This is a genomic window from Pseudomonas sp. AA-38, from assembly GCF_029457475.1.
In the GTDB taxonomy this organism is placed as follows: Bacteria; Pseudomonadota; Gammaproteobacteria; order Pseudomonadales; family Pseudomonadaceae; genus Aquipseudomonas.
On record NZ_CP120359.1, the window covers coordinates 2,784,279 to 2,808,713 of the forward strand.

The 24,435-nt window shown below is 65.2% G+C and carries 19 protein-coding genes and 1 pseudogene; 9 read left to right on the plus strand and 11 right to left on the minus strand.

Going from position 1 to position 24,435, the window contains the following annotated elements:
- Positions 1-40: 40 nt before the first annotated feature.
- Together PVE35_RS12720 and PVE35_RS12725 are read right to left on the minus strand one after the other, a co-directional pair.
- Complete coding sequence (locus PVE35_RS12720) at positions 41-955, minus strand: response regulator (RefSeq protein WP_268183668.1); 915 nt, start codon at positions 953-955, stop codon at positions 41-43.
- A gap of 1 nt (position 956) precedes the next feature.
- Positions 957-2,261 (minus strand): ATP-binding protein, encoded by a 1,305-nt coding sequence (locus tag PVE35_RS12725; protein ID WP_268183666.1) that lies wholly within the window; start codon positions 2,259-2,261, stop codon positions 957-959.
- A gap of 143 nt (positions 2,262-2,404) precedes the next feature.
- On the opposite strand from PVE35_RS12725, the gene PVE35_RS12730 reads away from it, so the two are divergent.
- Both PVE35_RS12730 and PVE35_RS12735 read left to right on the plus strand, forming a co-directional pair.
- Positions 2,405-2,572 (plus strand): DUF2897 family protein, encoded by a 168-nt coding sequence (locus tag PVE35_RS12730; protein ID WP_268183664.1) that lies wholly within the window; start codon positions 2,405-2,407, stop codon positions 2,570-2,572.
- A 26-nt stretch (positions 2,573-2,598) separates the two neighbouring features.
- Positions 2,599-3,357 carry a CPBP family intramembrane glutamic endopeptidase gene (locus PVE35_RS12735; RefSeq protein ID WP_277374885.1) on the plus strand — a complete coding sequence of 253 codons (759 nt, stop codon included), beginning with the start codon at positions 2,599-2,601 and terminating at the stop codon, positions 3,355-3,357.
- Here PVE35_RS12735 and PVE35_RS12740 read toward each other — a convergent pair.
- From PVE35_RS12740 to PVE35_RS12750, 3 genes are all read right to left on the minus strand, one after another.
- The gene (locus tag PVE35_RS12740; RefSeq protein WP_277372002.1) at positions 3,308-4,126 is read right to left on the minus strand and encodes a transporter substrate-binding domain-containing protein; all 819 of its coding nucleotides are present in this window, start codon (positions 4,124-4,126) and stop codon (positions 3,308-3,310) included. The two genes, PVE35_RS12735 and PVE35_RS12740, sit on opposite strands and share 50 nt — an antisense overlap.
- A 73-nt stretch (positions 4,127-4,199) precedes the next feature.
- Positions 4,200-4,982, minus strand: coding sequence for a transporter substrate-binding domain-containing protein (locus tag PVE35_RS12745; RefSeq protein WP_277372003.1), 783 nt, complete (start codon positions 4,980-4,982; stop codon positions 4,200-4,202).
- A gap of 235 nt (positions 4,983-5,217) precedes the next feature.
- Positions 5,218-5,841: a TetR/AcrR family transcriptional regulator gene (locus tag PVE35_RS12750; RefSeq protein WP_268183659.1), complete on the minus strand. Its 624-nt coding sequence runs from the start codon at positions 5,839-5,841 to the stop codon at positions 5,218-5,220.
- Positions 5,842-6,061: 220 nt separating this feature from the next.
- Here PVE35_RS12750 and PVE35_RS12755 point away from each other — a divergent pair, with 220 nt between their 5' ends.
- The 7 genes and pseudogenes from PVE35_RS12755 (at position 6,062) to PVE35_RS12785 (ending at position 15,563) form a co-directional block, all read left to right on the plus strand.
- Entirely contained in the window at positions 6,062-7,879 is a 1,818-nt protein-coding gene (locus PVE35_RS12755; protein ID WP_277372004.1) for an acyclic terpene utilization AtuA family protein, read from the plus strand.
- A 38-nt stretch (positions 7,880-7,917) separates the two neighbouring features.
- Positions 7,918-8,787 carry an SDR family oxidoreductase gene (locus PVE35_RS12760; RefSeq protein ID WP_277372005.1) on the plus strand — a complete coding sequence of 290 codons (870 nt, stop codon included), beginning with the start codon at positions 7,918-7,920 and terminating at the stop codon, positions 8,785-8,787.
- Positions 8,788-8,791: 4 nt separating this feature from the next.
- Complete coding sequence (gene atuC / locus PVE35_RS12765) at positions 8,792-10,408, plus strand: geranyl-CoA carboxylase subunit beta (protein WP_277372006.1); 1,617 nt, start codon at positions 8,792-8,794, stop codon at positions 10,406-10,408.
- A gap of 48 nt (positions 10,409-10,456) precedes the next feature.
- Positions 10,457-11,617 (plus strand): citronellyl-CoA dehydrogenase, encoded by a 1,161-nt coding sequence (gene atuD, locus PVE35_RS12770; protein WP_277372007.1) that lies wholly within the window; start codon positions 10,457-10,459, stop codon positions 11,615-11,617.
- Positions 11,618-11,672: 55 nt separating this feature from the next.
- A pseudogene (locus tag PVE35_RS12775) lies at positions 11,673-12,468 on the plus strand (enoyl-CoA hydratase-related protein).
- A 191-nt stretch (positions 12,469-12,659) separates the two neighbouring features.
- Complete coding sequence (gene atuF / locus PVE35_RS12780; protein ID WP_277372008.1) at positions 12,660-14,645, plus strand: geranyl-CoA carboxylase subunit apha; 1,986 nt, start codon at positions 12,660-12,662, stop codon at positions 14,643-14,645.
- 93 nt (positions 14,646-14,738) lie between these two features.
- Positions 14,739-15,563: an NAD(P)-dependent oxidoreductase gene (locus PVE35_RS12785; RefSeq protein WP_277372009.1), complete on the plus strand. Its 825-nt coding sequence runs from the start codon at positions 14,739-14,741 to the stop codon at positions 15,561-15,563.
- 55 nt (positions 15,564-15,618) lie between these two features.
- On the opposite strand, the gene PVE35_RS12790 is transcribed toward PVE35_RS12785, so the two are convergent.
- The 6 genes from PVE35_RS12790 to PVE35_RS12815 form a co-directional block, all read right to left on the minus strand.
- Positions 15,619-16,803 carry a porin gene (locus tag PVE35_RS12790; RefSeq protein WP_268183644.1) on the minus strand — a complete coding sequence of 395 codons (1,185 nt, stop codon included), beginning with the start codon at positions 16,801-16,803 and terminating at the stop codon, positions 15,619-15,621.
- A 277-nt stretch (positions 16,804-17,080) separates the two neighbouring features.
- Positions 17,081-19,459: a pyrroloquinoline quinone biosynthesis protein PqqF gene (pqqF, locus tag PVE35_RS12795; RefSeq protein WP_277372010.1), complete on the minus strand. Its 2,379-nt coding sequence runs from the start codon at positions 19,457-19,459 to the stop codon at positions 17,081-17,083.
- A gap of 102 nt (positions 19,460-19,561) precedes the next feature.
- The gene (locus PVE35_RS12800; protein ID WP_277372011.1) at positions 19,562-20,746 is read right to left on the minus strand and encodes an MFS transporter; all 1,185 of its coding nucleotides are present in this window, start codon (positions 20,744-20,746) and stop codon (positions 19,562-19,564) included.
- A 217-nt stretch (positions 20,747-20,963) separates the two neighbouring features.
- A complete protein-coding gene (locus tag PVE35_RS12805; protein WP_277372012.1) occupies positions 20,964-21,914 on the minus strand; it encodes an aldo/keto reductase in 951 nt (316 codons plus the stop codon).
- Between the two features lie 61 nt (positions 21,915-21,975).
- Positions 21,976-23,064 (minus strand): polyamine ABC transporter substrate-binding protein, encoded by a 1,089-nt coding sequence (locus tag PVE35_RS12810; RefSeq protein WP_277374886.1) that lies wholly within the window; start codon positions 23,062-23,064, stop codon positions 21,976-21,978.
- 29 nt (positions 23,065-23,093) lie between these two features.
- Entirely contained in the window at positions 23,094-24,422 is a 1,329-nt protein-coding gene (locus tag PVE35_RS12815) for an alginate export family protein (RefSeq protein ID WP_277372013.1), read from the minus strand.
- Positions 24,423-24,435: the final 13 nt, after the last annotated feature.

Genomic DNA, 24,435 nt, shown 5'->3' on the forward strand with positions numbered 1-24,435 from the left:
AGAAGCCCCGCCTGCTCGTAGCCCCAATGAAATGCGCGATTCAGGCGATCAGACGCTCGCGCAAACGCCCGAGCATGCCCATCAGGCTGCCCACCTTCTCCTGCTCACGCTCGTCGCGCGGCACCTCAGCCAGGCGGGTGACCGTCTGTTGCGGCTGCGTGCGCCAGATCAGCACCTGCTCGGCAGCGGCCTTGAGCCCCTTCTCGAACAGACCACGGCGTACCGGCTTGGGCAGGTAACGGAAGATCTGCGCCTCGTTGACCAGGCGCAGCAGGGCCTGGGTGTCCTGGAACGGGGTGACCACCAGGCTGAGCAGGCGCGGATGGGCCTGGGCCAGGGTCTTGAGCAGTGGCGCGGTGTCTTCGCCGGCCAGTTTCAGATCGCTGACCAGGATGTCCACCGTTTCGCTATTGAGTTGCAGCATGGCCTCGGCCAGGTTACGAGCACGCAGCAGACGATGGCCGCCAGCGATGCAGAACTCGTCGACCACGGCCAGGGTATCGAGGTCGTCATCCAGCGACAGCAAGGTCAGGGGCGCCGATAGCTGGTTGTCGAGCGGCAACAGCGTTGGTTGGCCCTGACGCATGGCCAGCTCGGCAGCCTGGCGAAGGGTGAAGGCCATTTCCTGCTGATCCCAGGGCTTGGTCAGGTAACGGAAGATGCCACCGTCGTTCAGCGCCTCGACGGCAGCGTCCAGGTCGGAGTATCCGGTGAGCAGGATGCGCAAGGTGTTCGGCGCGATCTCACGCGCCTCGGCCAGCAGTTGTGCCCCGGTCATCTGCGGCATGCGCTGGTCGCTCACCAGCACGTGCACGGGCTCCTCGCGCAGACGCTGCAAGGCGCGTTGCGGGTCGCTCTCGGTGAGTACCTCGTAGTGACGGCGAAATTGCATGGCGAGGCTGCGCAGAATGCGCTCCTCGTCATCGACGAACAGGATACGAACGGGTGCGGTCATCTCAGGCACTCCTTTTCAGGGTGGCAGCGGTGGGCAGCGGCAAGCTGATGAGGAAACGCGTGCCCCGGCCAGGCTCGGACGCCACGCGAATCTGCCCGCCGTGGTCACGCACGATCTTGTAGCTGATGGACAGGCCCAGGCCGGTGCCCTGGCCGACCGGCTTGGTGGTGAAGAAGGGATCGAAGATCTTCGCCATGACCTCCGGCGGCATACCGCGCCCGTTGTCCTGCAAGGAGACGTGGATGCCCTGCTCGTCCGCCCAACTGCGAATCTGGATGCGCCCCATGCCATCGATGGCCTGCGCAGCGTTGGTCAGCAGGTTGAGCAGCACCTGGTTGATCTGCGACGGCGCGCAGGCGATGCGCGGCAACTCGCCGAGCTGTTGCACCACTTCGACCTTGTCCTTGAGGTGGTTGCGGGCGATCAGCAGGGCGCTGCGGATGCAGTCGTTGAGGTCGATTTCCTCGCTCATGGCGCGGTCGACGCGGGCGAAATCCTTCAAGCCCACCACCAGCTCGGCGATCTGCTCCAGGCCGTAGAGCGTATCGCCATAAAGCTGCTGCAGATCCTCGACGAGCATCTCCGGGGCAGCCTGCTGGCGAGCTCGCTCGGCCGCCTGCAGGGCTTCGGCCAGGGTCGCTTCGTCGCAGGCGGGGTCGTTCAGGCACTGCCCCAGATGGGCCTGCGCCGCCGCCAGGTCGAACAGCGGCTCGCTCAGCTCGCGCAGCAGTTGCACGTTGTTCTTCACATAGCCCAGCGGTGTGTTCAGCTCATGGGCGACACCGGCGACCATCTGCCCGAGCGACGCCATCTTCTCCGACTGCAGCAGTTGTGCCTGGGATTCCTTGAGGTCGACCAACGCCTGGCGCAGCACCCGGTTGCGCTGGGCGATACGCGCCTCCATGGCCTTGAGCAGGTCGAGCACGGTGCCCAGACCGCAGTAAGCGCCCTGCTCGTCGACCAGAATGAAATCCTCGGTAATGGGGTATTGCAGTTGCCCGGTGACCTGCTTTGCAGCCGCTTCCAGATCGTCCGTCAGGCTGACCACCAGCGGTTCGAGATTCATCACCTCGCTGACCGGGTGGCGCCCGCGCAGGTCGCGGCCGAAGCGCTGCATGAAGATGTCCTGCAGCCGGGTACGGCTGACCAGGCCCAGCGGCCGGCCATCCTCGGCCACCACCGGCAGCGACAGAAACGCCTTGTGTTCGGGTGTGAGCAGGCGGTCGGCCACTTCGTTGATGCTCATCTGCGGCGCCAGTGGCGTCACCCTGCGAAGCAGGGACTGCAGAGCGCTGGCATGGCTCATGGGGCGGTCTCTCCCTGAATGCGGAAGCCGTCATTCAAGCAGCATCAAGTTGCTACCATGTGACAAACATCTGGATCTGCCGCGCCTGACAAGGCCGCGTCCAGCAGGTATGGTGAACACTCCACCGACAAGAGGACGCCATCATGCCCTGGTACGCCTGGCTCATCCTGATCCTGGCCTTGGGCTCCATCCTCGGCAGCCTGCTGATGCTGCGCGACACGGCGAAGAAGTTGCCGTTGAGCGAGGAGCAGCTCAAGCGCATCCATGAACGCAATGCCGAGCAAGACGCCAAGGACGCCCGCGAACGTTGAACCGCCCGACGACGCCGGCCGGCGGCATGGCCTTGCACCTGCGCCTGCTGCTGCCGGCTCTGGTGCTGGCATTCGGTTACGCCATCGAGGCCATCACCCTCCCCGGCCTGCTACTGGGGGCCGCCTTCACCGCCCTGGTGCTTGCCGGTCAACGCCTGCTGCCCGCCCCCTTCTGGCAACTGCTGGTACTGGCCCTGGGCATTGCCCTTGCCGCCCACCTGCTCCCCGGTTTCCGCCCTACCGAGCTCTGGCCCGCCCGGCAGATCAGCCCGGACGCACCGCCCTATGCCTTGCGTCTGTCCTGGGACAAGGCACTGGTCGGTGCGGCGCTGCTGGCCTGGTGGGCTGGGCGCGACGAACGGAAAGCGGCTGGCAGGCTGCACGCTTGGCCGATAGCCATGGCAACGCTGTTGCTGGCGCCTAGCCTGGCCTGGTTATTGGGCGTGGTGGCCTGGCAGCCCAAATGGCCGCAAGACCTGCTGCTCTGGCTGGCAGTCAATCTGGGCGTCGCGGTGCTGGCCGAAGAGCTGCTGTTTCGCGGCCTGCTGCAGCCCATGCTGATCCAGCGCCTGGGGCAATGGCCGGGGCTGCTGCTCACGGCCGGGCTGTTCGGTGCCGCGCACCTGCCATTCAGCCCGGCCTTCGCCCTGGTGGCCACCGTGGCCGGGCTGGGTTATGGCCTGGCCTTCCATTGCACGGGTCGCCTGAGCGCGGCCATCGCCCTGCACGGGGCGCTCAATCTGACCCAGTTCCTGCTGCTGAGCTATCCTCTGCGACTGGCCTGACGGCAATCTGGTAGGGGTCGAAGATACGTGCCAGCTCTCCCTTCTGTCGGAGCCGTTCGAGCAATTCGGCGAACTGCACCGCGCTGATCGGCGCGCCCCGACGAATCAGCGCGTGATGGCGATAGACCTGATCGACCCGCTCCGATATCAGCAACTGATCGAGCTTGTCACCGTTACGCGCGATGAAGTCATAGAGGTTGGATCGAGTGACCAGAGCGATATCGGCTCGCCCCCGCAGCACCATCAGCAGGTTGCTGTCATGGGAATGGCCGAGATTGGCATTGAAGGTGCGGCTGAGGTACTCCGGGTCGCTATTGAAATCGGCAAAACCGTAGTGGTAACCCCGGTAGAGCGCCAGGCGCTTGCCGGCCAGTTGCGCGAAATACGCCTGGCCACGCTCGGCTTCTTGCCGCGCCACGAACAACTCCGCGTCCTCCAGGCCCATGTCCACCACATCCGCCTCGATACCCTGCCAACCCCATTCGGGATTCTCGAAGATCGCCATGTCGATACGCCCACGCTGCAGATCGCCAAAACGCCGCACGATGGCGGTCGGCAGCATGATGAATCGGTAATCGGCCTGCTCACGGTTCAGCGCTTCCAGCAATTGCGGGAGCAAACCGCTGGCCTCCTGCAAATCAACCTTGGTTACGTAAGGCGGGAAATGTGCAGCGCCCACTCGAATGGTTTCAGCCGCGCTCAGACAAGCAGCAAACAGCAGGCCCAGCAGCCCCCCCAGCAACCGCTTGTAATGCCCTGAATAGAACATTCCCTCTCCCCTTAAAGCCTTATGGCCATGGCAAATAGCCTAGTCGAGAAACCTGACCAACCCGATGAATTCATCATTCTTTATCGACCTTGCTGGCGAGTTGCAGGTGATAGCGATGCAAGAGTTTCGCGAAAGCGGGTTCGGCCACCAACTGCCCCAGCAGTACTCGCGTGCGTGCTTCGCCGGGCAGCCCGCCAGGGCGCAGCAGCACCTGATGTCGATAACGCTGATCGGGGTGCGTGGCAACCAACAGGCGCTCCATGTCGCCCGGGTTGCGCTCGGCAAATAGCTGCAGGTAGGAACGCGTGACGACGGCCACATCGGCACGTCGCAAGAGCAGCATGCGCAGATTGCTGTCATGGGAATAGGTCATCTGCGCATCGAAATGGCTGCGCAGGATATCCGGATCGGCATTGAACCCGGCGAAACCGTAATGGAAGCCACGGTGCAACGCCATGCGCTTGTCCGACAAATCCGCGAAGTAGTCCTGGCCCCGCCCGGGAACGCGCAAGGCCACATAGACCTCGGCCTCCCATACCGGCAGCTCCAGGGTGATGTGCGGCGTATCCTGCCAGCCCCAGCGGCTGGACTCGAACAGCATCAGATCGAAGCGGCCAGCGGCCAGGTCACGATAGCGTCGGCCCGCCGCCGTGGGCACCAGCACGAAGTGGTATTCCCCCTGCAGGCGATTGAGCAACTCCAGCACCTCTACCGTGAGGCCTTGCGGTTCGTTGCGCTCGGGCCGGAACAGGTAGGGAGGGAAGTCGTAGCCGCCCACCCGCACTTCCTGGCTGGCTTCGAGCCAGGAAGGCAGCGCCAGACAGGCACATACGACCACCGCGAGCAATGCACGCAACCCCGCCCCCTTACTCACGAGCGGATACAGGTACAGCCACAGCAGACTCCCTTGCCTCGCATCCTCCGTTTGCACCTGTGATCCGACCGTACGTCCGCCCCAAGATGATGGGTATATCGGCCGAGGACGAATATCTTGAGTCGTGTTGCGTGCAAATTCCGCAATCAGGCACCTGCGCGCCAAGTCGTCGAGCGCAGCTCGGCCCCTGGGCGAGGCGTCTTTGGGCGCGCTCTGGCTAGCCGCCCTTGCACACCAGCGACAGCGCCTCTTCGGCCAACTGATCCAGGCTCATCGGCCCCTGCGGACGGAACCAGGTATTGGTCCAACTCAAGGCGCCAGTGAGGAACCGCCGCTGGATGAAAGGGTCGCCCTTGAAATAGCCAGCCTCACGCGCCTCGCCCAGCACCTGCAACCAGAGCTGCTCATAAGTGTCGCGCAGGGCCAGAATCTGTGCCTGCCCCTGCTCGGACAGCGAGCGCCACTCGTACACCAGCACCGCCATGGCCTCACCGGTGCCGCCCATGATCGACTGCAGCTCGCAGCGGATCAGCGCCAGCAGGCGCTCGCGGGTGCCCTGCGCCGAGGCCAGCGCAGCGCGCATCAGCGCCGTGTTGTAGACGATGGTCTCCTCCATCACGGCGCGCAGGATTTCGTCCTTGCTCTTGAAGTGGTGAAAGATGCTACCCGACTGGATGCCAATGGCACTGGCCAGATCACGTACCGTGGTGCGCTCGTAACCCTTGCTGCGGAACAGGTGGGCGGCCATCTGCAACAGCTTGCCACGGGCACTGTCCGGGTCGGTGACCTGGCCGCTGGTAACCAACTCCTGCATCACGGCCTGGGCGCTGTGTTCGTCCACGCTGACTTCTCCCCTGATGAACCTGCCGGCGATTGTTCTGATGAATTCTTCATGCTGCCGGCAACTGCTTGTCTGCATTGATGAAATGTATGCGCCACCAGTCGACCAAGCAAGCGCTTGGGCGCATTTTTGGCTGATCTGCCCTCTTTCACCACTTTTCAACCAAGCGCTTGCTTGGTAATGTCGTCTCACCTTCTCAATGTGTCACGGGCCAATTCCAATGAGTAAAACCGTACGCATCGGCTGCGCCTCAGCCTTCTGGGGCGACACCTCCACCGCTGCCGCTCAACTGGTTCGCGGCGCCGACCTGGATTACCTGGTATTCGACTACCTGGCCGAGATCACCATGTCGATCATGGCCGGCGCCCGCATGAAGAAGCCTGACGACGGCTACGCCCGCGATTTCGTCGAGATGCTCACGCCGCTGCTGGGCGAACTGGCGGCGAAGAAGATCCGCGTCATCAGCAATGCCGGCGGGGTCAACCCGATGGCCTGCGCCGCCGCCCTGAGCGCCGCCTGCGAACAGGTCGGGGTACAACTGAAGATCGCCGTGCTGCACGGCGACAACCTGCAGCCCAAGCTCGGCGAGCTGGTCAAGGCCGGCACCCGCGAGATGTTCACAGGCGCGCCGCTGCTGCCCTTCTGCGTGTCGGTCAACGCCTACCTGGGCGCGCCTGGCATCGTCGCCGCGCTCGAGCAAGGCGCCGACATCGTCATCACCGGTCGCGTAGTCGACAGCGCGGTGGTCAGCGCCGCCCTGGTGCACGAGTTCGGCTGGGCCTGGAGCGACTACGACAAGCTGGCCCAGGCTGCGCTGGCCGGGCACATCATCGAGTGCGGCGCGCAGTGCACCGGCGGCAACTTCACCGACTGGCGCGACGTGCCGGATTACGAGCACATCGGTTTCCCCATCGTCGAAGTCGAAGACGATGGCCGTTTCGTCGTGACCAAGCCGGAGGGTTCCGGCGGCTTGGTCACGCCTTTTACCGTTGGCGAGCAGATGCTCTACGAGATCGGTGACCCGCGCGCCTATCTGCTGCCGGACGTGATCTGCGATTTCACCCAGGTCGAGCTGAGCCAGGTCGGCGACAACCGCGTGCAGCTCCAGGGCGCACGCGGCCTGCCGCCCACCGATCAGTACAAGGTCAGCGCCACGCACCCGGACGGTTTCCGCTGCACCGCCAGTTTCCTGCTCGCCGGCATCGATGCCGTGGCCAAGGCCGAACGAGTCAGCGAGGCGATCATCAACAAGACCGAAGAGCTGTTCGCCGAGCGCGGCTGGGGTCGTTACCAGGAAGTCAGCGTCGAGCTGCTCGGCAGTGAGGCCACTTACGGCGCTCAAGGCCTGCGCCGGGACAGCCGCGAGGTGGTGGTGAAGATCGCCGCACGGCATGCCAGGAAGGAGGCGCTGATCCTCTTCTCCCGCGAGATCGCCCAGGCCGCCACCGGCATGGCACCGGGCCTGACCGGCATCGTCGGCGGCCGCCCCACCGTCTACCCGGTGATCCGCCTGTTCAGCTTCCTGGTGGACAAGAATAGCTGCGCCCTGAGCGTCGAGATCGATGGCGAACGCCAACCGGTCGCCCTGCCCCAGATCGAGGCCTTCGACCCGGCGCAGCTTCATGCCCCAGCCGCTCTGCCCGTCCCCATGGGCGACGCCGACGCCACCGTGCCGTTGATCAGTCTTGCCGTGGCCCGCTCCGGCGACAAGGGCAACCACAGCAACATCGGCGTGATGGCGAGAAAGCCCGAATACCTGGCGTGGATAGCCGCTGCGTTGACACCCGAAGCCGTGGCCAACTGGATGGCGCATACCCTGGACACCGAGCAGGGCCGCGTCAGCCGCTGGTACCTGCCGGGCAGCCAAAGCCTCAACTTCCTGCTGGAGAACGCGCTGGGTGGTGGCGGCGTCGCCAGCCTGCGTATCGACCCGCAGGGCAAAGCTTTCGCCCAGCAACTGCTGGAGTTCCCGGTGCCGGTGCCCAGCGCGCTGGCGCAAACCTTGAATGGTGCGCACAGCGCACCCTACACCCCGTAGGGTGCGCTGTGCGCACCGGCATCAGGACAACAATAAAAATGCCATATGACTCTGTCTTCAAACCCGGCCTGTTCAATGACCAGACCATCCTGGTCACCGGCGGTGGCAGCGGTATCGGCCGCTGCGTGGCCCACGAGCTGGCCCACCTGGGCGCCCATGTGGTGCTGGTCGGGCGCAAGCAGGAAAAACTGGAAAAGACCTGCGCCGAGATCATCGAAGACGGCGGTAGCGCCAGCTTCCAGGTCTGCGATATCCGTGACGAAGACGCGGTGAAAGCCCTGGTCGGCACGGTGATCAAAGAACGCGGGCGCATTCATCACCTGGTCAACAACGCCGGTGGCCAGTTTCCCGCGCCACTGATCGGCATCAACCAGAAAGGCTTCGAGACCGTGGTGCGCACCAATCTGGTGGGCGGTTTTCTGGTGGCCAAGGAAGTCTTCCTGCAGAGCATGAGCAAGCACGGCGGCGCCATCGTCAACATGCTCGCCGACATGTGGGGCGGCATGCCCGGCATGGGCCATTCCGGCGCCGCGCGAGCGGGAATGGAGAACTTCACCAAGACTGCCGCCTACGAGTGGGGCCATGCTGGCGTGCGAGTCAACGCCGTGGCGCCGGGCTGGATCGCCTCCAGCGGCATGGACACCTACCCCGAGTCGATGAAGAACATGATCCGCAACCTCAAGGATCACGTGCCGCTGCAGCGTATCGGCAGCGAGTCCGAGGTGGCGGCGGCCATCGTCTTCCTGCTCAGCCCCGGCGCCAACTTCATCAGCGGCAACACCATCCGCATCGATGGCGCCGCCAGCCAGGGCACCCGTGCCTGGACCCTGGGCAAGGCGAAAAACAGCGAGTCCTACAACGGTTTCCACCGGGCCTACCTGCCCGATGTACTGAAAGATCAGGAGTAAGGCGATGCCCGTGATCCAATCGGAAATCAACGTGCATGGCGAAGCCTTCGCGCAGAACCGCGAGGCCATGCTGGCGGCCATCACAGCCTTCCGCGATGTAGAGCAGAAGGTGCTCGACAAGGCTCAGGAGGCCAAGGCCAAGTTCGACAAGCGTGGCCAGTTGCTGCCGCGCGAACGCCTCAACCTGTTGCTCGATGCCGGCGCGCCCTTTCTCGAACTGGCTTCGCTGGCCGGCTACAAGCTGCACGACGACAAGGACGGCAGCCAGGCCGGCGGCGGCCTGATCGCCGGTATCGGTTACATCGCCGGGGTGCGTTGCCTGGTGATCGCCAACAACAGCGCGATCAAGGGCGGCACCATCTCCCCCACGGGACTGAAGAAATCGCTGCGTCTGCAGCAGATCGCCTTCGAGAACAAGCTGCCGGTGGTGACCCTGGCCGAGAGCGGTGGCGCCAACCTCAACTACGCCGCCGACATCTTCGTCGAGGGCGCGCGCGGCTTCGCCAACCAGGCGCGCATGTCCGCCATGGGCCTGCCGCAGATCACCGTGGTGCACGGCTCCAGCACCGCCGGCGGGGCCTATCAGCCGGGCCTGTCGGACTATGTGGTGGTGGTACGCGGCAAGGCCAAGATGTTCCTCGCCGGCCCGCCTCTGCTCAAGGCCGCTACCGGCGAGATCGCCACCGACGAGCAACTCGGCGGTGCCGAGATGCACGCCCAGGTCGCCGGCACCGCCGAGTACCTGGCGGAGAACGATGCCGATGGCGTGCGTTTGGCGCGCGAAATAGTCGGCATGCTGCCGTGGAACCAGCAGCTACCGGCACGTGAGAAACGCACCTGGCGCGAGCCGCTGTACCCGGCCGAGGAACTGCTCGGCCTGGTGCCGGCCGATGCCAAGAAACCCTACGACGTGCGCGAGATCATCGCGCGCATCGCCGATGGCTCGGCGTTTCTCGACTTCAAGAACGAGTTCGACAGCCAGACCGTCTGCGGCCACCTGCAGATCGAAGGCCAGGCCTGCGGCTTCATCGGCAACAACGGCCCGATTACCCCGCAGGGTGCGGCCAAGGCGGCGCAGTTCATCCAGCTCTGCGAGCAGAGCAACACGCCGATCCTGTTCTTCCACAACACCACCGGTTTCATGGTCGGCACCGAGTCCGAGCGCAGCGGCGTGATCAAGCACGGCTCGAAGATGATCCAGGCCGTGGCCAACGCCACGGTACCCAAGCTGACCATAGTGGTCGGCGGCTCGTATGGGGCCGGCAACTACGCCATGTGCGGGAGAGGCCTGGATCCGCGCTTTATCTTCGCCTGGCCCAACAGCCGCACCGCTGTGATGGGCGGCGCCCAGGCCGGCAAGGTGCTGCGCATCGTCACCGAGGAAAAGCACGCCAAAGAAGGCAAGGAAGCTGACCCCAAGATGCTCGACATGCTGGAAAGCGTGACCGCGCAAAAACTCGACAGCCAGTCCACGGCGCTGTACGGCACCGCCAGCCTGTGGGACGACGGCCTGATCGACCCGCGCGATACGCGCAAGCTGCTGGGCTTCTTGCTGGACATCTGCGCCGAGGCCAACCTGCGACCGCTGAACAAGAACAGCTTCGGCGTCGCGCGTTTCTGACCTCAATACAAGATCCGGTGCGCACAGCGCACCCTACGGAGAACAACAATGATCTTTACCCAGGAACACGAAGAACTCCGCCGCACCGTCCGTAACTTCGTCGACAAGGAAATCAATCCGCACGTCGACGCCTGGGAGAAGGAAGGCCGCTTCCCGATCCATGACATCTTCAAGAAGGCCGGCGAGCTGGGCCTGCTGGGCATCTCCAAGCCGGAGAAATTCGGTGGCATGGGTCTGGACTACAGCTACTCGATCGTCGCTGCCGAGGAGTTCGGCACCATCCATTGCGGCGGCATCCCCATGTCCATCGGCGTGCAGACCGACATGTGCACCCCGGCCCTGGCGCGCTTCGGCTCCGACGAGCTGCGCGAAGAGTTCCTGCGCCCGGCCATCAGCGGCGAGATGGTCGGCTGCATCGGCGTCTCCGAAGTCGGCGCCGGCTCCGACGTGGCGGGCCTGAAGACCACCGCGCGCAAGGACGGCGACGACTACCTGATCAACGGCAGCAAGATGTGGATCACCAACTCGCCGTCGGCCGACTTCATCTGCCTGTTGGCCAACACCAGCGACGACAAGCCGCACGTCAACAAGTCGCTGATCATGGTGCCGATGAAGACTCCGGGCATCAGCGTCAGCCCGCATCTGGACAAGCTGGGCATGCGCAGCTCGGAAACCGCCCAGGTGTTCTTCGACAACGTGCGCGTGCCGCAGCGCTATCGCATAGGGGCGGAAGGGTCTGGCTTTATGATGCAGATGCTGCAGTTCCAGGAAGAGCGCCTGTTCGGCGCGGCCAACATGATCAAGGGCCTGGAGCACTGCATCGACAGCACCATCGACTACTGCAAGCAGCGCCACACCTTCGGCCAACCGCTGATCGACAACCAGGTCATCCACTTCCGCATGGCCGAGCTACAGACCGAGATCGAGTGCCTGCGCGCGCTGGTCTACCAGGCCACCGAACAGTACGTGAAGGGCCGCGACGTGACGAAGCTGGCGTCCATGGCCAAGCTCAAGGCCGGGCGCCTGGGCCGCGAGGTGTCCGACGCCTGCCTGCAGTACTGGGGCGGCATGGGCTTCATGTGGGACAACCCGGTGTCGCGCGCCTACCGCGACGTGCGCCTGGTCAGCATCGGCGGCGGCGCCGACGAAATCATGCTCGGCATCATCTGCAAGCTGATGGGCATTCTGCCGGGGAAAAAGAAAGGCTGACCTGCCACTCATACCGTTGCGGCGGGTTTCACCCACCCTACACCGAGGCTACGCGATGAACGATCTGCCCCACTGCGAAACCCTGCTGCTGAACCTCGACGCTGGCGTGCTGCACGTCACCCTCAACCGCCCGGACAGCCGCAACGCCATGAGCCTGGCCATGGTCGGCGAACTGCGCGCGACCCTGGAAGCCGTGCGCCATGAGCCGAACGTGCGCGCTCTCGTCCTGCGCGGCGCCGGCGGCCACTTCTGCGCCGGTGGCGATATCAAAGACATGGCCGGAGCGCGTGCCAAGGGAGGCGACGCCTACCGCGAGCTGAACCGCGCCTTCGGGGCGCTGCTGGAAGAGGCCCAGGCCGCGCCGCAGGTACTGGTGGCCGTGCTGGAAGGCGCCGTGCTCGGTGGCGGCTTTGGCCTGGCCTGCGTATCCGACGTGGCCATCGCTGCCAGCGGCGCCAAGTTCGGCCTGCCGGAAACCACGCTGGGCATCCTGCCGGCGCAGATCGCCCCTTCGTCGTGCACCGCATCGGCCTGACCCAGGCACGCCGCCTGGCCCTGACCGCCGCCCGCTTCGACGGCTTTGATGCCCTGCGCCTGGGCCTGGTGCACTACTGCGAGCACGATGACGCCGCCCTGCAACAGCGCCTGGACGAAACCCTGGAACAGATTCGCCAGTGCGCCCCCAGGCCAACGCCCAGACCAAGGCCCTGCTGCTGGCCAGCGAACGCGAAGCAATCGGCCCGCTGCTCGACCGCGCCGCCGAACAGTTCGCCGCCGCCGTGACCAGCGCCGAGGGCGTCGAAGGCACCATGGCTTTCGTGCAGAAGCGCAAGCCGAAGTGGGCACAGTAAAACTCCCCTCTCCCGCTTGCGGGAGACGACTGCATGGATGCAGGAGATAGAGCGACGCAGGACGCTAAAGCCGAGGGACTGGGGGAGAGGGTGCTGTTGCCCCCTCTCCCTAACCCTCTCCCCAAGGGGAGAGGGAACAAATAGAACGTAGCCCGGATGCAATCCGGGGATCGCCCCACAGGAGCACGAAGATGCCCGCATTCAACAAGATCCTGATCGCCAACCGTGGCGAGATCGCCTGCCGGGTGATGCGCACCGCCATCGAGCTCGGCTATCGCACCGTGGCGGTGTACTCCGAGGCCGATGCCGATGCCCGCCATGTACAGATCGCCGACGAAGCCGTATGCATCGGCCCGGCTCAGGTCAGCCAGTCCTACCTGCGCATCGACGCCATCATCGAGGCCGCGCGCAAGACCGGCGCCGACGCCATCCACCCCGGCTATGGCTTCCTCTCCGAGAACGCCGACTTCGCCCGCGCCTGCGAGGCGGCCGGCATCGTCTTTATCGGCCCGACCGTAGACGCCATCCACCTGATGGGCAGCAAGCGCCTGTCCAAGATCGCCATGCTGGAGGCCGGCGTGCCCTGCATCCCCGGCTATGAAGGCGCCGCCCAGGATGACGACACCCTGGCCAGCGAAGCCGAACGCATCGGCTACCCGCTGATGATCAAGGCCAGCGCCGGTGGCGGCGGCCGTGGCATGCGCCTGGTGCACGAATCTTCCGAACTGCTGGGGCAGATCCGCACCGCCCGCTCGGAGGCGCAGAACGCCTTCGGATCTGGCGAGCTGATCCTCGAACGCGCGGTGATCCGCCCACGCCATGTGGAGATTCAGGTCTTCGGCGACCAGCACGGCAATATCCTCTACCTTGGCGAGCGCGATTGCTCGGTGCAACGTCGCCACCAGAAGGTGGTCGAGGAAGCGCCCTGCCCGGTCATGACGCCGGAGCTGCGCCGCGCCATGGGCGAGGCCGCGGTGAAGGCGGCGGCCTCGGTCAACTACGTCGGCGCCGGCACCGTGGAGTTCCTACTCGACGCCAGCGGCGAATTCTTCTTCCTGGAAATGAACACCCGTCTGCAGGTCGAGCACCCGGTCACCGAGCTGATCACCGGTCAGGATCTGGTGGCCTGGCAGATTCGCGTTGCCGAAGGCCAGCCTCTCCCGCTACAACAGGACGGCATTCGCCTCAGCGGCCACGCCATGGAAGTGCGCCTGTACGCCGAGGACTCGGCCGCCGGCTTCCTGCCGCAAACCGGCCAGGTGCTGCGCTGGGAACCCGAACTGCTGGCCGGCGTGCGCATCGACCACGGCCTGGTCGAAGGCCAGGCCGTCACCCCCTTCTACGACCCGATGCTGGCCAAGGTCATCGCCTTTGGGGAAACCCGCGACGAAGCCCGGCGCAAGCTGGTGCGCGCCGTCGAGCAATGCGTGTTGCTCGGTGTGAACGGCAACCAGCGCTTTCTCGCCAACCTGCTCAAGCATCCCGAGTTCGCCGCCGGCAACGCCACCACGGCGTTCATTGCCGAGCACTTCGCCGATGACCCCAGCCTGCACCCGCACAGCGCCAGCCTGGCCGAGCTGGCCATGGCCGCCGCCCTGCTCTACCAGGCCTCGGCCGACGCCCGTGCGCACCAACCCGGCCTGTCCGGCTGGCGCAGCGCCGGCAGCGCGCCCTGGCGTTTCGTCCTCAAGCAGGGCGAGCACAAGCACGCCGTGGAACTGGACGTGCTCGCCAGCGGCACGCAAGCGCAACTGTGCGTGCGCCAGGGCGAGGAGCAAGTGTCCTTGCGCCTGCTGGCCAGCGATGGCCGCTGGCTGACCCTGGAGCTGGACGGCGTGCGCCGCCGCCAGGCCTACCACCGCGAAGGCGAACGTCTATGGTTGTACGGTGAGCATGGCAACCTGGAACTGCTGGACGTGACCCATGAACCAGCCGGCGGGCAGAGCGCCGCCAGCAGCGGCGCGGTGAAGGCCCCCATGGATGGCGCCATAGTCGAGGTACTGGTCGCCGAGGGCGCCAGCGTGAGCAAGGGGCAACTGCTGCTGGTGCTGGAAGCGATGAAGATGGAACACCCACTCAAGGCCGGCGTAGACGGCATCGTCCGCCGCGTTGGTGTGAGCCAGGGCGACCAGGTGAAGAATCGCCAGTTGCTGGTGGAAATCGAAGCTGCTTCGTAGGTGTCGCGGGGCCGCCTAGGCCGTGCGCACCAAAAAATCCGCCGGTGCGCACGGCGCACCCTACGCTTCTCTACAACAACAAAAGGAACGCCCATGTCACTTTCCGGCAAAACCCTGTTCATCACTGGCGCCAGCCGTGGCATTGGCCGCGAGATAGCGCTCAAGGCCGCCGCCGACGGCGCCAACATCGTCATCGCGGCCAAGAGCGCCGAGCCGCACCCGAAACTGGCAGGCACCATCTTCAGCGTCGCCGCCGAGGTGGAGGCCGCTGGCGGCAAGGCCCTGGCGCTGCAACTGGACGTGCGTGACGAGCAGGCCGTGGCAGCGGCCATGGCCCAGGCCGCCGAGCATTTCGGCGGCATCGATGCGCTGGTCAACAACGCCGGGGCGATCAAGCTGGTGGGGGTGGAGACACTCGAACCCAAGCGCTTCGACCTGATGTACCAGATCAACACCCGCGCGGTGATGGTCTGCAGCCAGGCCGCACTTCCCTATCTGAAAAAAAGCGCGGGCGGGCATATCCTCAACCTCTCCCCGCCGCTCAACCTCGACGCCAAGTGGTTCGCCCAACATGGGCCCTACACCGTCACCAAGTACGGCATGAGCATGCTCACCCTGGGCATGAGCGAGGAGTTCAAGAAGTACGGCATCAGCGTCAACTCGCTGTGGCCGAAGACCATGATCGCCACCGCTGCCATCGAATTCGAGCTGGGCAGCCGCGACGCCTTCAAGCGTGCACGTATCCCGGCGATCATGGCCGATGCCGCCCATGCCATCCTCAGCAGCGAAGGCCGCAGCCTCACTGGGCGCCTGCTGATCGACGAGGACATCCTGCGCGAACGGGGCTTCAGCGACTTCGAGCAGTATCGCTTCGATCCCGCCGGTGGCAGCCTGGTGCCGGATCTGTTTATCGATTGAAAGCCAAATGCGAGCCGGGCAGCGGCCCCCCCTGCCCAGCTCGTAGCCACGGCCCTTACCAGCTGACGACTGCACCCACCGCAAGGGTATTGGTGTCCTCGTTCAGCCCGCTGCCTTCGGCGGCGTCGATCTGGTACTGGTTGTATTCGGCCACCAGCTTGAGGTTGTCGTTGATGGTGCGGAAATAGGCGACACCACGGGTCTCGTAGTCGGCCGCCACGCCCAGGCCGTTGCCATCGTCCTCGGTCTTGCCGTAGGACAGCGCCACGCGGTTCTTGCCCCAGGTGTAGGAGCCCTGCAGCAGGTAGCCGTCGCTGTCGATGTCACGCAGGGTCGGCTCGCCCAGGTTGTTGGTGAAGAAAGGGTTGATGCCCTTGGCCTGGAAGCCCGAACCGGTCAGCGATAGGCCGCCGAACTTGGCCTGCACGCCATAACCGAGGCCCTTGGAAGTGACGCTGTCGACGCTGTCGTCGGTGTTCTCCGAGGTCTGGTAGGCGCCGTTGACCCAGGTGTAGATGGTCGAGCCGCCGACATCGAACTGGTAGCTGACCTCCGACTCGAAGCGCGGGTTTTCCTGGTAGGCCTTGCCGGTGGCGCTGTCGTCGTTGGTGTCCACTGGATCCATGATGCCCACTGCCACGCGCAGGCCTTCTGCCAGGTTGTTGTTGCGGTAGGTGATCTGCGAGGTGGGGAACGGGTACGGATAGCCGGTACCGATATTGCCGAAGGACACACCGGTGCCGTCCACCAGGCCGAGGGTGTCGGAAACGTTGCCGTAACCGGCCAGCAGTTCGTCGAGGAAGATGTTGGAACGGGAGAACAGACCGAAGTCCTTACCCACCAGCACCTCGCCCCACTCGGGGTTGGCAACCGTGCCGTAGAACTGGCGTACGTCGATGGCGGTGTCGGTACCGTTGGTTTCGCTGTCGTTGATGGTCACCCAGAACGAGGCACGCGCCCCCAGCTTGAGGTCGTCGACCTGCTTGCCGAAATTGAAGCCGATCCAGTTGGGCAGAAAGCCCATCTTCACCCGCGACTGGCGGCGGTCGAAGCGTTCGCCGTCGCGATCCACGTCGCTGTTGACGTAGAAGGCGTTGACGTAGCCGTCGGTGGAAAAGGTGGTGTCGTCCTTGTCGTACAGGACGATCTCGGCGGCAGCCTGCTGGGCAACGGCCATGGCCACGGCGGCAGTCAAGGCAAGGGGCAGGAATCGGGGGTTGGCGATCTTGTTGTTGTTCATAACGCTCTCCGCTTGAGTGGCGACCGCCTGGGCAGTCGTGTCGGAGGCGATTATCGAAAGGCACCCGGCCCCGCCATACGCTGCCTTGGCAGCGGTCATGCAGTGCTTTGGCCTGGTCACCGGGTTTGCGCCGTGGGAGGCGCTACCGGGCCACTACCAGTGACCGATCTGCCGGTTCATAGGCACAGGTCTTACTTCTTACGGCCATTGGCCCCGCCCAAGGTCTTACAGGCAGCCGTCGGCCTACGCGGTGGCGCATGCTCAGATGGGTAAGGGATCAGTGGTTTGGCGTGCTGCTTAGTACCTGCCAGCCGCACTCCGCCAGCAGTTGTCGGCAGGCGTGCAACAGCGCCTGCGAGTCGAGCGCGCTCAGGGCCTGGCCAACGGCCTGGTCATGCTCGGCGGCCAGAGCGGCCAGGTGCGCCTGGCAGAACTGCTCGGCCCATTCGACATGGCTGCGCGGTGCCTGCAGCGCCAGTTGCAGGGCCTCGCGCGCCTGCTCGAAGGCCTGCGCCGGCAGCCCGGCCAGGCGCGCCGGCTGCGCCGCCAGAAAGGCACGGATGTGGCCGAGGATGGTGGCATGATCGCAGACCGGCGATTGCACACCGAACAACAGACCGCGCCGCCCCTGTACCTGGCGAAAGCTGGAAAACAACGCATACCCCAGTTGCAATTCGCCGCGCAGACGCTGATAGAAGGCCTCCTGCAGGCACTGATCGAGCAGGCGCCAGGCCGCCTCGGCCTGCACACTCGCATCAGGCACGGGGCAGAACAGCAGCAAGGCCGACTCCGCCCCCGACACCGGCGCTTCATGCCAGCTCAGGCCGCCGCTGCTGTGCGGCTGCGGTGTCGTGGCAGGCAAAGGCTCGACCGCCTCGAACAATGCCTCGATCTCTTGCTGTGCTGCCGTGCCCAGGCCGACGCCCAGTCCCTGCAGGATCGTCGGCGCGGCTGACTGCCCCAGCTCCGGCAGATACTCCAGCACCTGGCGCAGCAACAGCCCGGCAGCGGGCGGCGCGACGGCCTCATCCAGCGGCGCCAGCAGCAGCGGCAACAGCCGCACACTGCTGGCAGACAATAACGGCGCCGGGCCGGACAGCGCCAGTGTCCAGGCACCGGGCTCGGCCCGCAGTTGCAGAGCAACACCATGACGCTGACATAGCTTGGCCTGATCGGCGATACGAGCCTGCAGGGTGGCAAGCCGCACAGGAGTTGGCAAACCGTTGTCACTGCAGGGCCCACGCCAGTGCAGCGCCGCCGGACCGCCCTGCTCCGGCCCCGCATGCCAGCGCAGCGCGGCCATGGGCATTGGCGGCGCGCTGGTGGCCGGGGCCAGGGCCGTACAGGCCTGTGGCAGGTGCAGATCCAGGGTAGGCGCGGCCAGGCTGCGCGCCGCCACGGCCTGCATCTGCAGATCCAGCCCCAGGGCGGGCCAGAGCGGTTGCGCCTCGCTCGTGCTGCACAGTTGGATCAAGCCGGCACCACTGGCCAGTTGCACCAGCAAGGGCTGCAGCGCCGCCAGCACTTCGACCTCGGCAATAGCCTCGGGTTGTTGCAACAGATGCTGAGCCAGAGCCAGCGGCGACAAGCCGGCCAGGCGTGCGGCCTGGGCCTGCTGCCAGGCACGCCAGCGCGCGCCCCAGCCAGGATCACCCGGCAAGCGCTGCAACCAGCCGCGCAGCTCGGCCTGCAGACGTGCGACCGTCGTGCTGTCCGCGCCAGGGCAATCGAGGCGCAACAGGCGCTGCCCCTCATGCCGGTAGATCACCCGTACCTGCAGCGCCTGACACAACCCGGCCTGGCGCAAGCCAGCCTGCAAGCCACCCGGCGCCGGATCGTGCAGCGCCTCCAGGAATAGCTGCAGGGCCGGCTCCAGCGCCTTCTCTGGCAACTGCACGGCCAGCCCCAGGGTCACGCCACGGATGGGGTGCTGCAGTACCAGACGGGAGGCACGCAAGGGCAGCAGGGATGGGCTCGCGCGCACCCCAAGCGCCCCGCCTGCCATGCTCAACAGGCAGGCCTCGCCCAGGCTCAACAATTCCTCCAGCGGCTGCGGGCCGACCAGGGCCAGGTTCATGTAGCGTGCCTGGTAATGCTGACGGTGATAGCCCTGCAACGCCTGCTGGAAGGCAGCCTGCTCCAGCGCCAGGCTGTGCCGATCCCCAGCAAGGAAGTCGGCGCAGCGGTGCCCCGCCGCCACTGCCTGGCCCAATGCATGGTCGATGCGGCTATCGGCATCCTGGCTGCGCGCCTGGTACTCGGCATGCAGCACCTCGCGCTCACGTCGTTGCGCCGCCTGTTCCAGCAAGGGATGGCTGAGCATGTCCTGCAAGCGTTGCAGGGCCGGCTGCAGCCCGGCCGCCGGCAACTGGCAGACGAAATCGGTATGACGCGCCTGGGTCGAGGCGTTGACCTGGCCGCCACAGCCACGCACATAGGCCATCAGGCCCTGCTCGACGGCATGGCCGCGGCTGCCGAGAAACAGCAGGTGCTCGAGAAAATGCGCCAGGCCGGGATAATCACGCGGCTCGTCATGGCTGCCCACCGCCACCCGCAGGCAAAGCCCCGCCTGCCGCGCCCAGGGCTGCTGGCAGGCATGCAGCACGGCGCCATTGGCCAGATGCCGGGTATGCACGGGCAAAGCGGAAGCAGGCATGATCGCAACTCGACTGAACACCTCCCTAGGTTCTCAGCCGCAAGGCCAGTGCGCCACCCCCAATTGGTCTCGATGGGGCCACTCCTTGGTCGTGGCAGGCTGTCATGACAGCGCTGCACGCAACTGCTGACGCCGGCCGACACCCAGGCCGACCAGGGCGGCGAGCAGGCAACCGAGCAGTACCGAGCCCACCGAGAAGCTGAAGATCAGCGTCTTGCCGCCGTCGCCGAGAAACAGGCTCAGCACCGTAGGGGCAAACGCCGCCGAGGTCACCTGTACCACGCTGACCAGGCGAGTGAGGCGGCCACTGGCGTCATGGCTGACCACCGCGGCCATATAATACGACAGCGCCAGCACCCAGCCGAAGTTCATCAGGAACACCACACCGGCGAGCTGCTCGCCGCTCTTCACCCCCAGCCCCAGCAACCAGACCGCCAGTGCCACACAGAACGAGCCGAGCAGGATCATCGGCAGACGGCCGAAGCGATTGCCCAGCAGGCTGGGCAACGCCGCGCCCGGCAAGCCGCCGAGCAGGCCGATACCCACGGCCCAACCCACATCCACTGCGCTCAGACCATCGCCACTGGCGATACCGTCGATAAAGCCCCACACGGCATAGATCGCCACCTGCAGGCAAAGCATTCCGGCCAGTGCGGCCACCCCGAAGGAGGCCGGGCCGACCTCGGAGGATGGCGTCTGCTGCCCTGCCTCGCTACCGACCTGACGCGGCAGCAGGCGGCAAGCCAGGCAGGCCAGTGCATACCAGGCGGCCAGCATGCCCATGGCCGCCATGAAACCCAGGGTTGCCGCAAGCAGCGGCAGCGCCGCCGCCATCACCGCGAAGATGCTGGTCTGCAGCAGCAACAGGAAACCGTAGGAGCGATCCTGCCCCGGCATCCTTCCCAACAGGTACACCGCCTGGGCATAGAGCCCACCGGCCACCATACCGGCCAGGCCGCGCAGCGCCAGCATCGTCGTGTACTGTTCCGTCAGGCCGCTCAGCAGGGTCACGCCGCCCAGGGCGAAGGCCGCCATGGCACACAGCCGACGCGAGCCCCAGCGCCGTGCCAGCGGAGCCACCAGCAGTGTGCCGAAGACCGAGCCACACATTTCCACCGAGATCATCCAGCCCTGCTGGGCCAGGGACAGCCCCAGGTGCCCGGCCAACAGGCCGATGAACACGGGTTGAATACCGACCACGAGAATCGACACCGCTGCGATGAAGATGGCGGCGGCGCGCATGGTCGGGTCGGCAGCGACCTTGCCGGGGAGTTGACTGCAAGACATGGGAAGCTCCATCGGTTTTATTGTTGTCGTGGAAGAACCAAACATTGCCGGGAGCCATAGCGGAGCCCCTGCAACCAGCCGTCATCCGAACAAAATAGTTAATCCAGTTAACTTTAAGTGCGTAACGACTGCCACCTGTCCGCCCTGCGGACAGGCTCATCCAATCAGATCAAGACATTTCCTCATTCAGCGGCTCGGCGGCCTCGGCCCCGGCTCATTACGCGCTGGCCGTGTCCAGCAGGCGTAACGCTTCGTCGTCGAGGCGCAAGGCACAGGCTTGCAGCAAGCGCTGCAACTGCTCACGGCTGGTGGCGCTGACCACCGGTGCCGTCAGTCCTCGCTGCTGCATCAGCCAGGCCAGGGCCACGCTGGCCGGCTCGACCTGATGCTGCCCGGCAACTGCACGCAAGGCCGCGAGAATGCGCATGCCGCGTGGGGTGAAGAAGCGCTGCAGATCCTCGGCACGCGCATGCCCCTGGATATCGGCCAGGCTGGCGTACTTGCCGGTGAGAAAGCCGGACGCCAGGCTGAAATAACTCAGCACGCCCAGCCCCCGGTCGTGGGCGAAGGCCTGCAGGTTCTGCTCGTAGTCGGCACGGTCATGCAGGTTGTACTCCAGTTGCAGCACCGCGTAATGCGGCAAGCCCTGCTCTGCACAGGCTTCGGCGTCCTGCAGTTGCGCCCGGGTGAAGTTGGAGGCGCCGATGGCCCTGATCTTGCCGGCCTCCAGCAAGGTCTGATACGCGCTGAGGGTTTCCTCGTGCGGGGTGTGCGGGTCGGGGTAGTGCGAGAAATACAGGTCGATGTAATCGGTATTGAGGCGGCGCAGCGAGTCCTCCACCGCCTTGATGATCCAGGCGCGCGACAGGCCACCTGTACCCGGGCTCAGTTCGGCGCCCACCTTGGTCATCAGGGTCAGGCCATCGCGCAGGCCGGGGTTGCGTGCCAGCCAGGCGCCGATGATGCGCTCGGACTCGCCGCCGCGATGCCCCTCGACCCAGACCGAATACATGTCGGCCGTGTCGATACTGGTGATGCCCACCTCGTAGGCGGCGCTGAGCAGATACAGCGAATCGCGCTCAGCGAGTGTCCAACCGAACACGTTGCCGCCCAGTACCAGCGGCGACACCTCGAGCCCGCTATCGCCCAACGCTATGGATCGCTTCATCACGCCCTCCTCGTCGTTCGTGGTACAGGCACCCGCAGCATGACTGCGGGTGCCCGCCGGCTCACTTGCCGGTGCGGATGCTGTTCCAGGTACGCATGCGGATACGCTCGGCCTTCAGTGGCAGGGCCTTGAGTGCGTACAGCGAGCCCATCCTGTCAGCCGGAATGTACATGTTGGGATTGTTGCGCACCTCGGGATCGACGAAGGCGGTGGCATCCGTGTTGGGGTTGGGATAGCCGATGGCGTTACTGGCCTTGGCGATCACTTCCGGGCGCAGCAGGTAGTTGATGAAGGCATGGGCTTCTTCGACATTCTGTGCGCCCTTGGGAATCACCATCACATCGGACCACAGCGGTGCACCCTCCTTGGGCAGGAACATGTCGATCTTCACCCCCTTGCCGGCTGCATTGGCCATCTTGCGCGCCAGCTCGATGCCACCGGACCAGCCCACGGCCACGCAGATCTCGCCATTGGCCAGGTCGTAGCCGTAGCGCGAGGAATTGAAGTAGGTGATGTAGGGGCGAATCTTCATCATCAGATCCTGCGCCTTGCGGTAATCCTCGGCCTTCTCCGAGTTCGGCGGCAAGCCCAGATAGTCCAGGGCGATCGGCAGGATATCCCCCGGCGAGTCGAGGAAGCCAACCCCGCACGAGGCCAGCTTGGAGAGGTTCTCCGGCTTGAAGATCACGTCCCAGCTATCCAGCTTCACGTCCGAGCCCAGCGCCTCGCGCACCTTGTCGATGTTGTAGCCGATCAGGTTGGTGCCCCACATGTAGGGCACCGCGTACTGGTTGCCGGGGTCGCCGCTCTTGGCCAGTTCGGCCATGAAGGTTTCATCCAGGCGGTTCCAGTTGGGCAGCTTGCTGCGATCCAGCTTCTCGAAAGTGCCGGCGCCGATGAAGGTGCCCAGCGACGCGCTGCCCGGAAAGGCCACGTCATAACCGGAGTTGCCGGTGAGCAGCTTGGACTGCAGGGTCTCGGCACTGTCGAACACGTCGTACACCGGACGGATGCCGGTTTCGGCCTCGAAGCCCTTGAGGATCTCAGGCGGCATGTACTCGATCCAGTTGTAGACCCTTACGGTACGTTGCTCGGCCTGAACGCCACTGGCGCTGGCCAGTGCCAGGGTCAAGGCAGCCGCGATACGCATTGCTTTCATCTCGATGTCTCCTGGCGGGCTCAGTAACGGTAGGTGAAGTAGAGTTCGAGCGCGGTGAAGCGGTCGTCGTCACCGAACACCTGCTTGGCCGCCGACTTGGCGTCTACCCAGTTGTAGGCCAGCGAGGTGTACAGACGCTCGGTGGGGGTCCAGTCGAGGTAGATCACGTTCTCGTTGGCGAAGCGCCGGTCGTCGACGGCGATACCCTGGTAGTTGTTCTTGTCCAGCCAGAACTGGTAGTGGATGGCGCCCAGGGTCAGGGTCTCGCTCAGGCGGGTCTTGATGGAGAACTGCTGCACGCGCTGGTTGGTGTTGAACAGCACGTAGTTGCCCATCACGTCGCCGACCAGCCAGGTGCTCCAGTCGGTGAAGCCCTTGCTCAGCGGATCCCAGGACTGCTGGGTGTTGTCGGCCAGGTTGTCGTCACCGGAGAACAGCGCGTAGCGATAACCCAGCACCGGAGTCAGCGGCAGCGACTCGAATCTGTAGTCAGCCTGGGCATACCAGGCCTTGGCATCGTACTTGACGCCGTCACCGCTGCCACGCTGCACCGCGTATTCGCCGTTGAAGGTCAGCGCGTCGAGGCCCGGCAGCCTGCCGCGCAGGGCGCGGAAGTTGTAGACCTGCATGCCGTCGCGGCGCAGCGGCGTGGCGAAGGTGTTGGTCTGCGAGTCCACCTTCATGGCCATGGCGCCCAAGGTCACCTGTTCGGCCAGGTCGTAGTCCAGGTTGGCACCATTGAGGCGGAAGTCGCCCAGGTGCGAATCGGTGCGCAGGCTGAAGGCCTGCGCACGCAGCGCGCCATGATCCCAGGCGAGGATGCCCGAGTCGCGGAAGGCGGTACGCGGCCCCAGCCAGTAGGCGCCGTCGCCACGGGAGTCGAGGTTGCCGTCCATGACGATGAAGCCGTTGCCTACCAGGTAGTTCTGCCGCCCGGCGGTGAAGGTCCACTCCCCCGCACGGAAGCCCGCATAGGCCTCTTCCATCGCGGTGTAGCCGTCCGAACTGCGGCTGAAACCACCGGCATCGCCGTCACCGAGGGTCTTGGCCGACACCGCCGAGCCACCGGCGATCAGATCGAAGTCGGGGTCGACGGCATATTTGAGGGTAACGCCCGGCTTGAGATAGAACTCCTGCCAATCGACACGGGTGCCGATGTTGCGGCCATTGCGCTGATCGACGCCGCCAGCGCCGAAGTTGACGTTACGTGTGGAGACGGTCGCACCACCTACGGTCAGGTTGGCTTCGCCGGAGAGCTTGCCCTCCTCGAAGGTGTAGCCAGCCATGGCCTCGGCACTGCTCAGTACGGCCACGGCCAGTAGCGCGGGAGTGAATGGGACACGGGTCATGAAATGCTCCTGG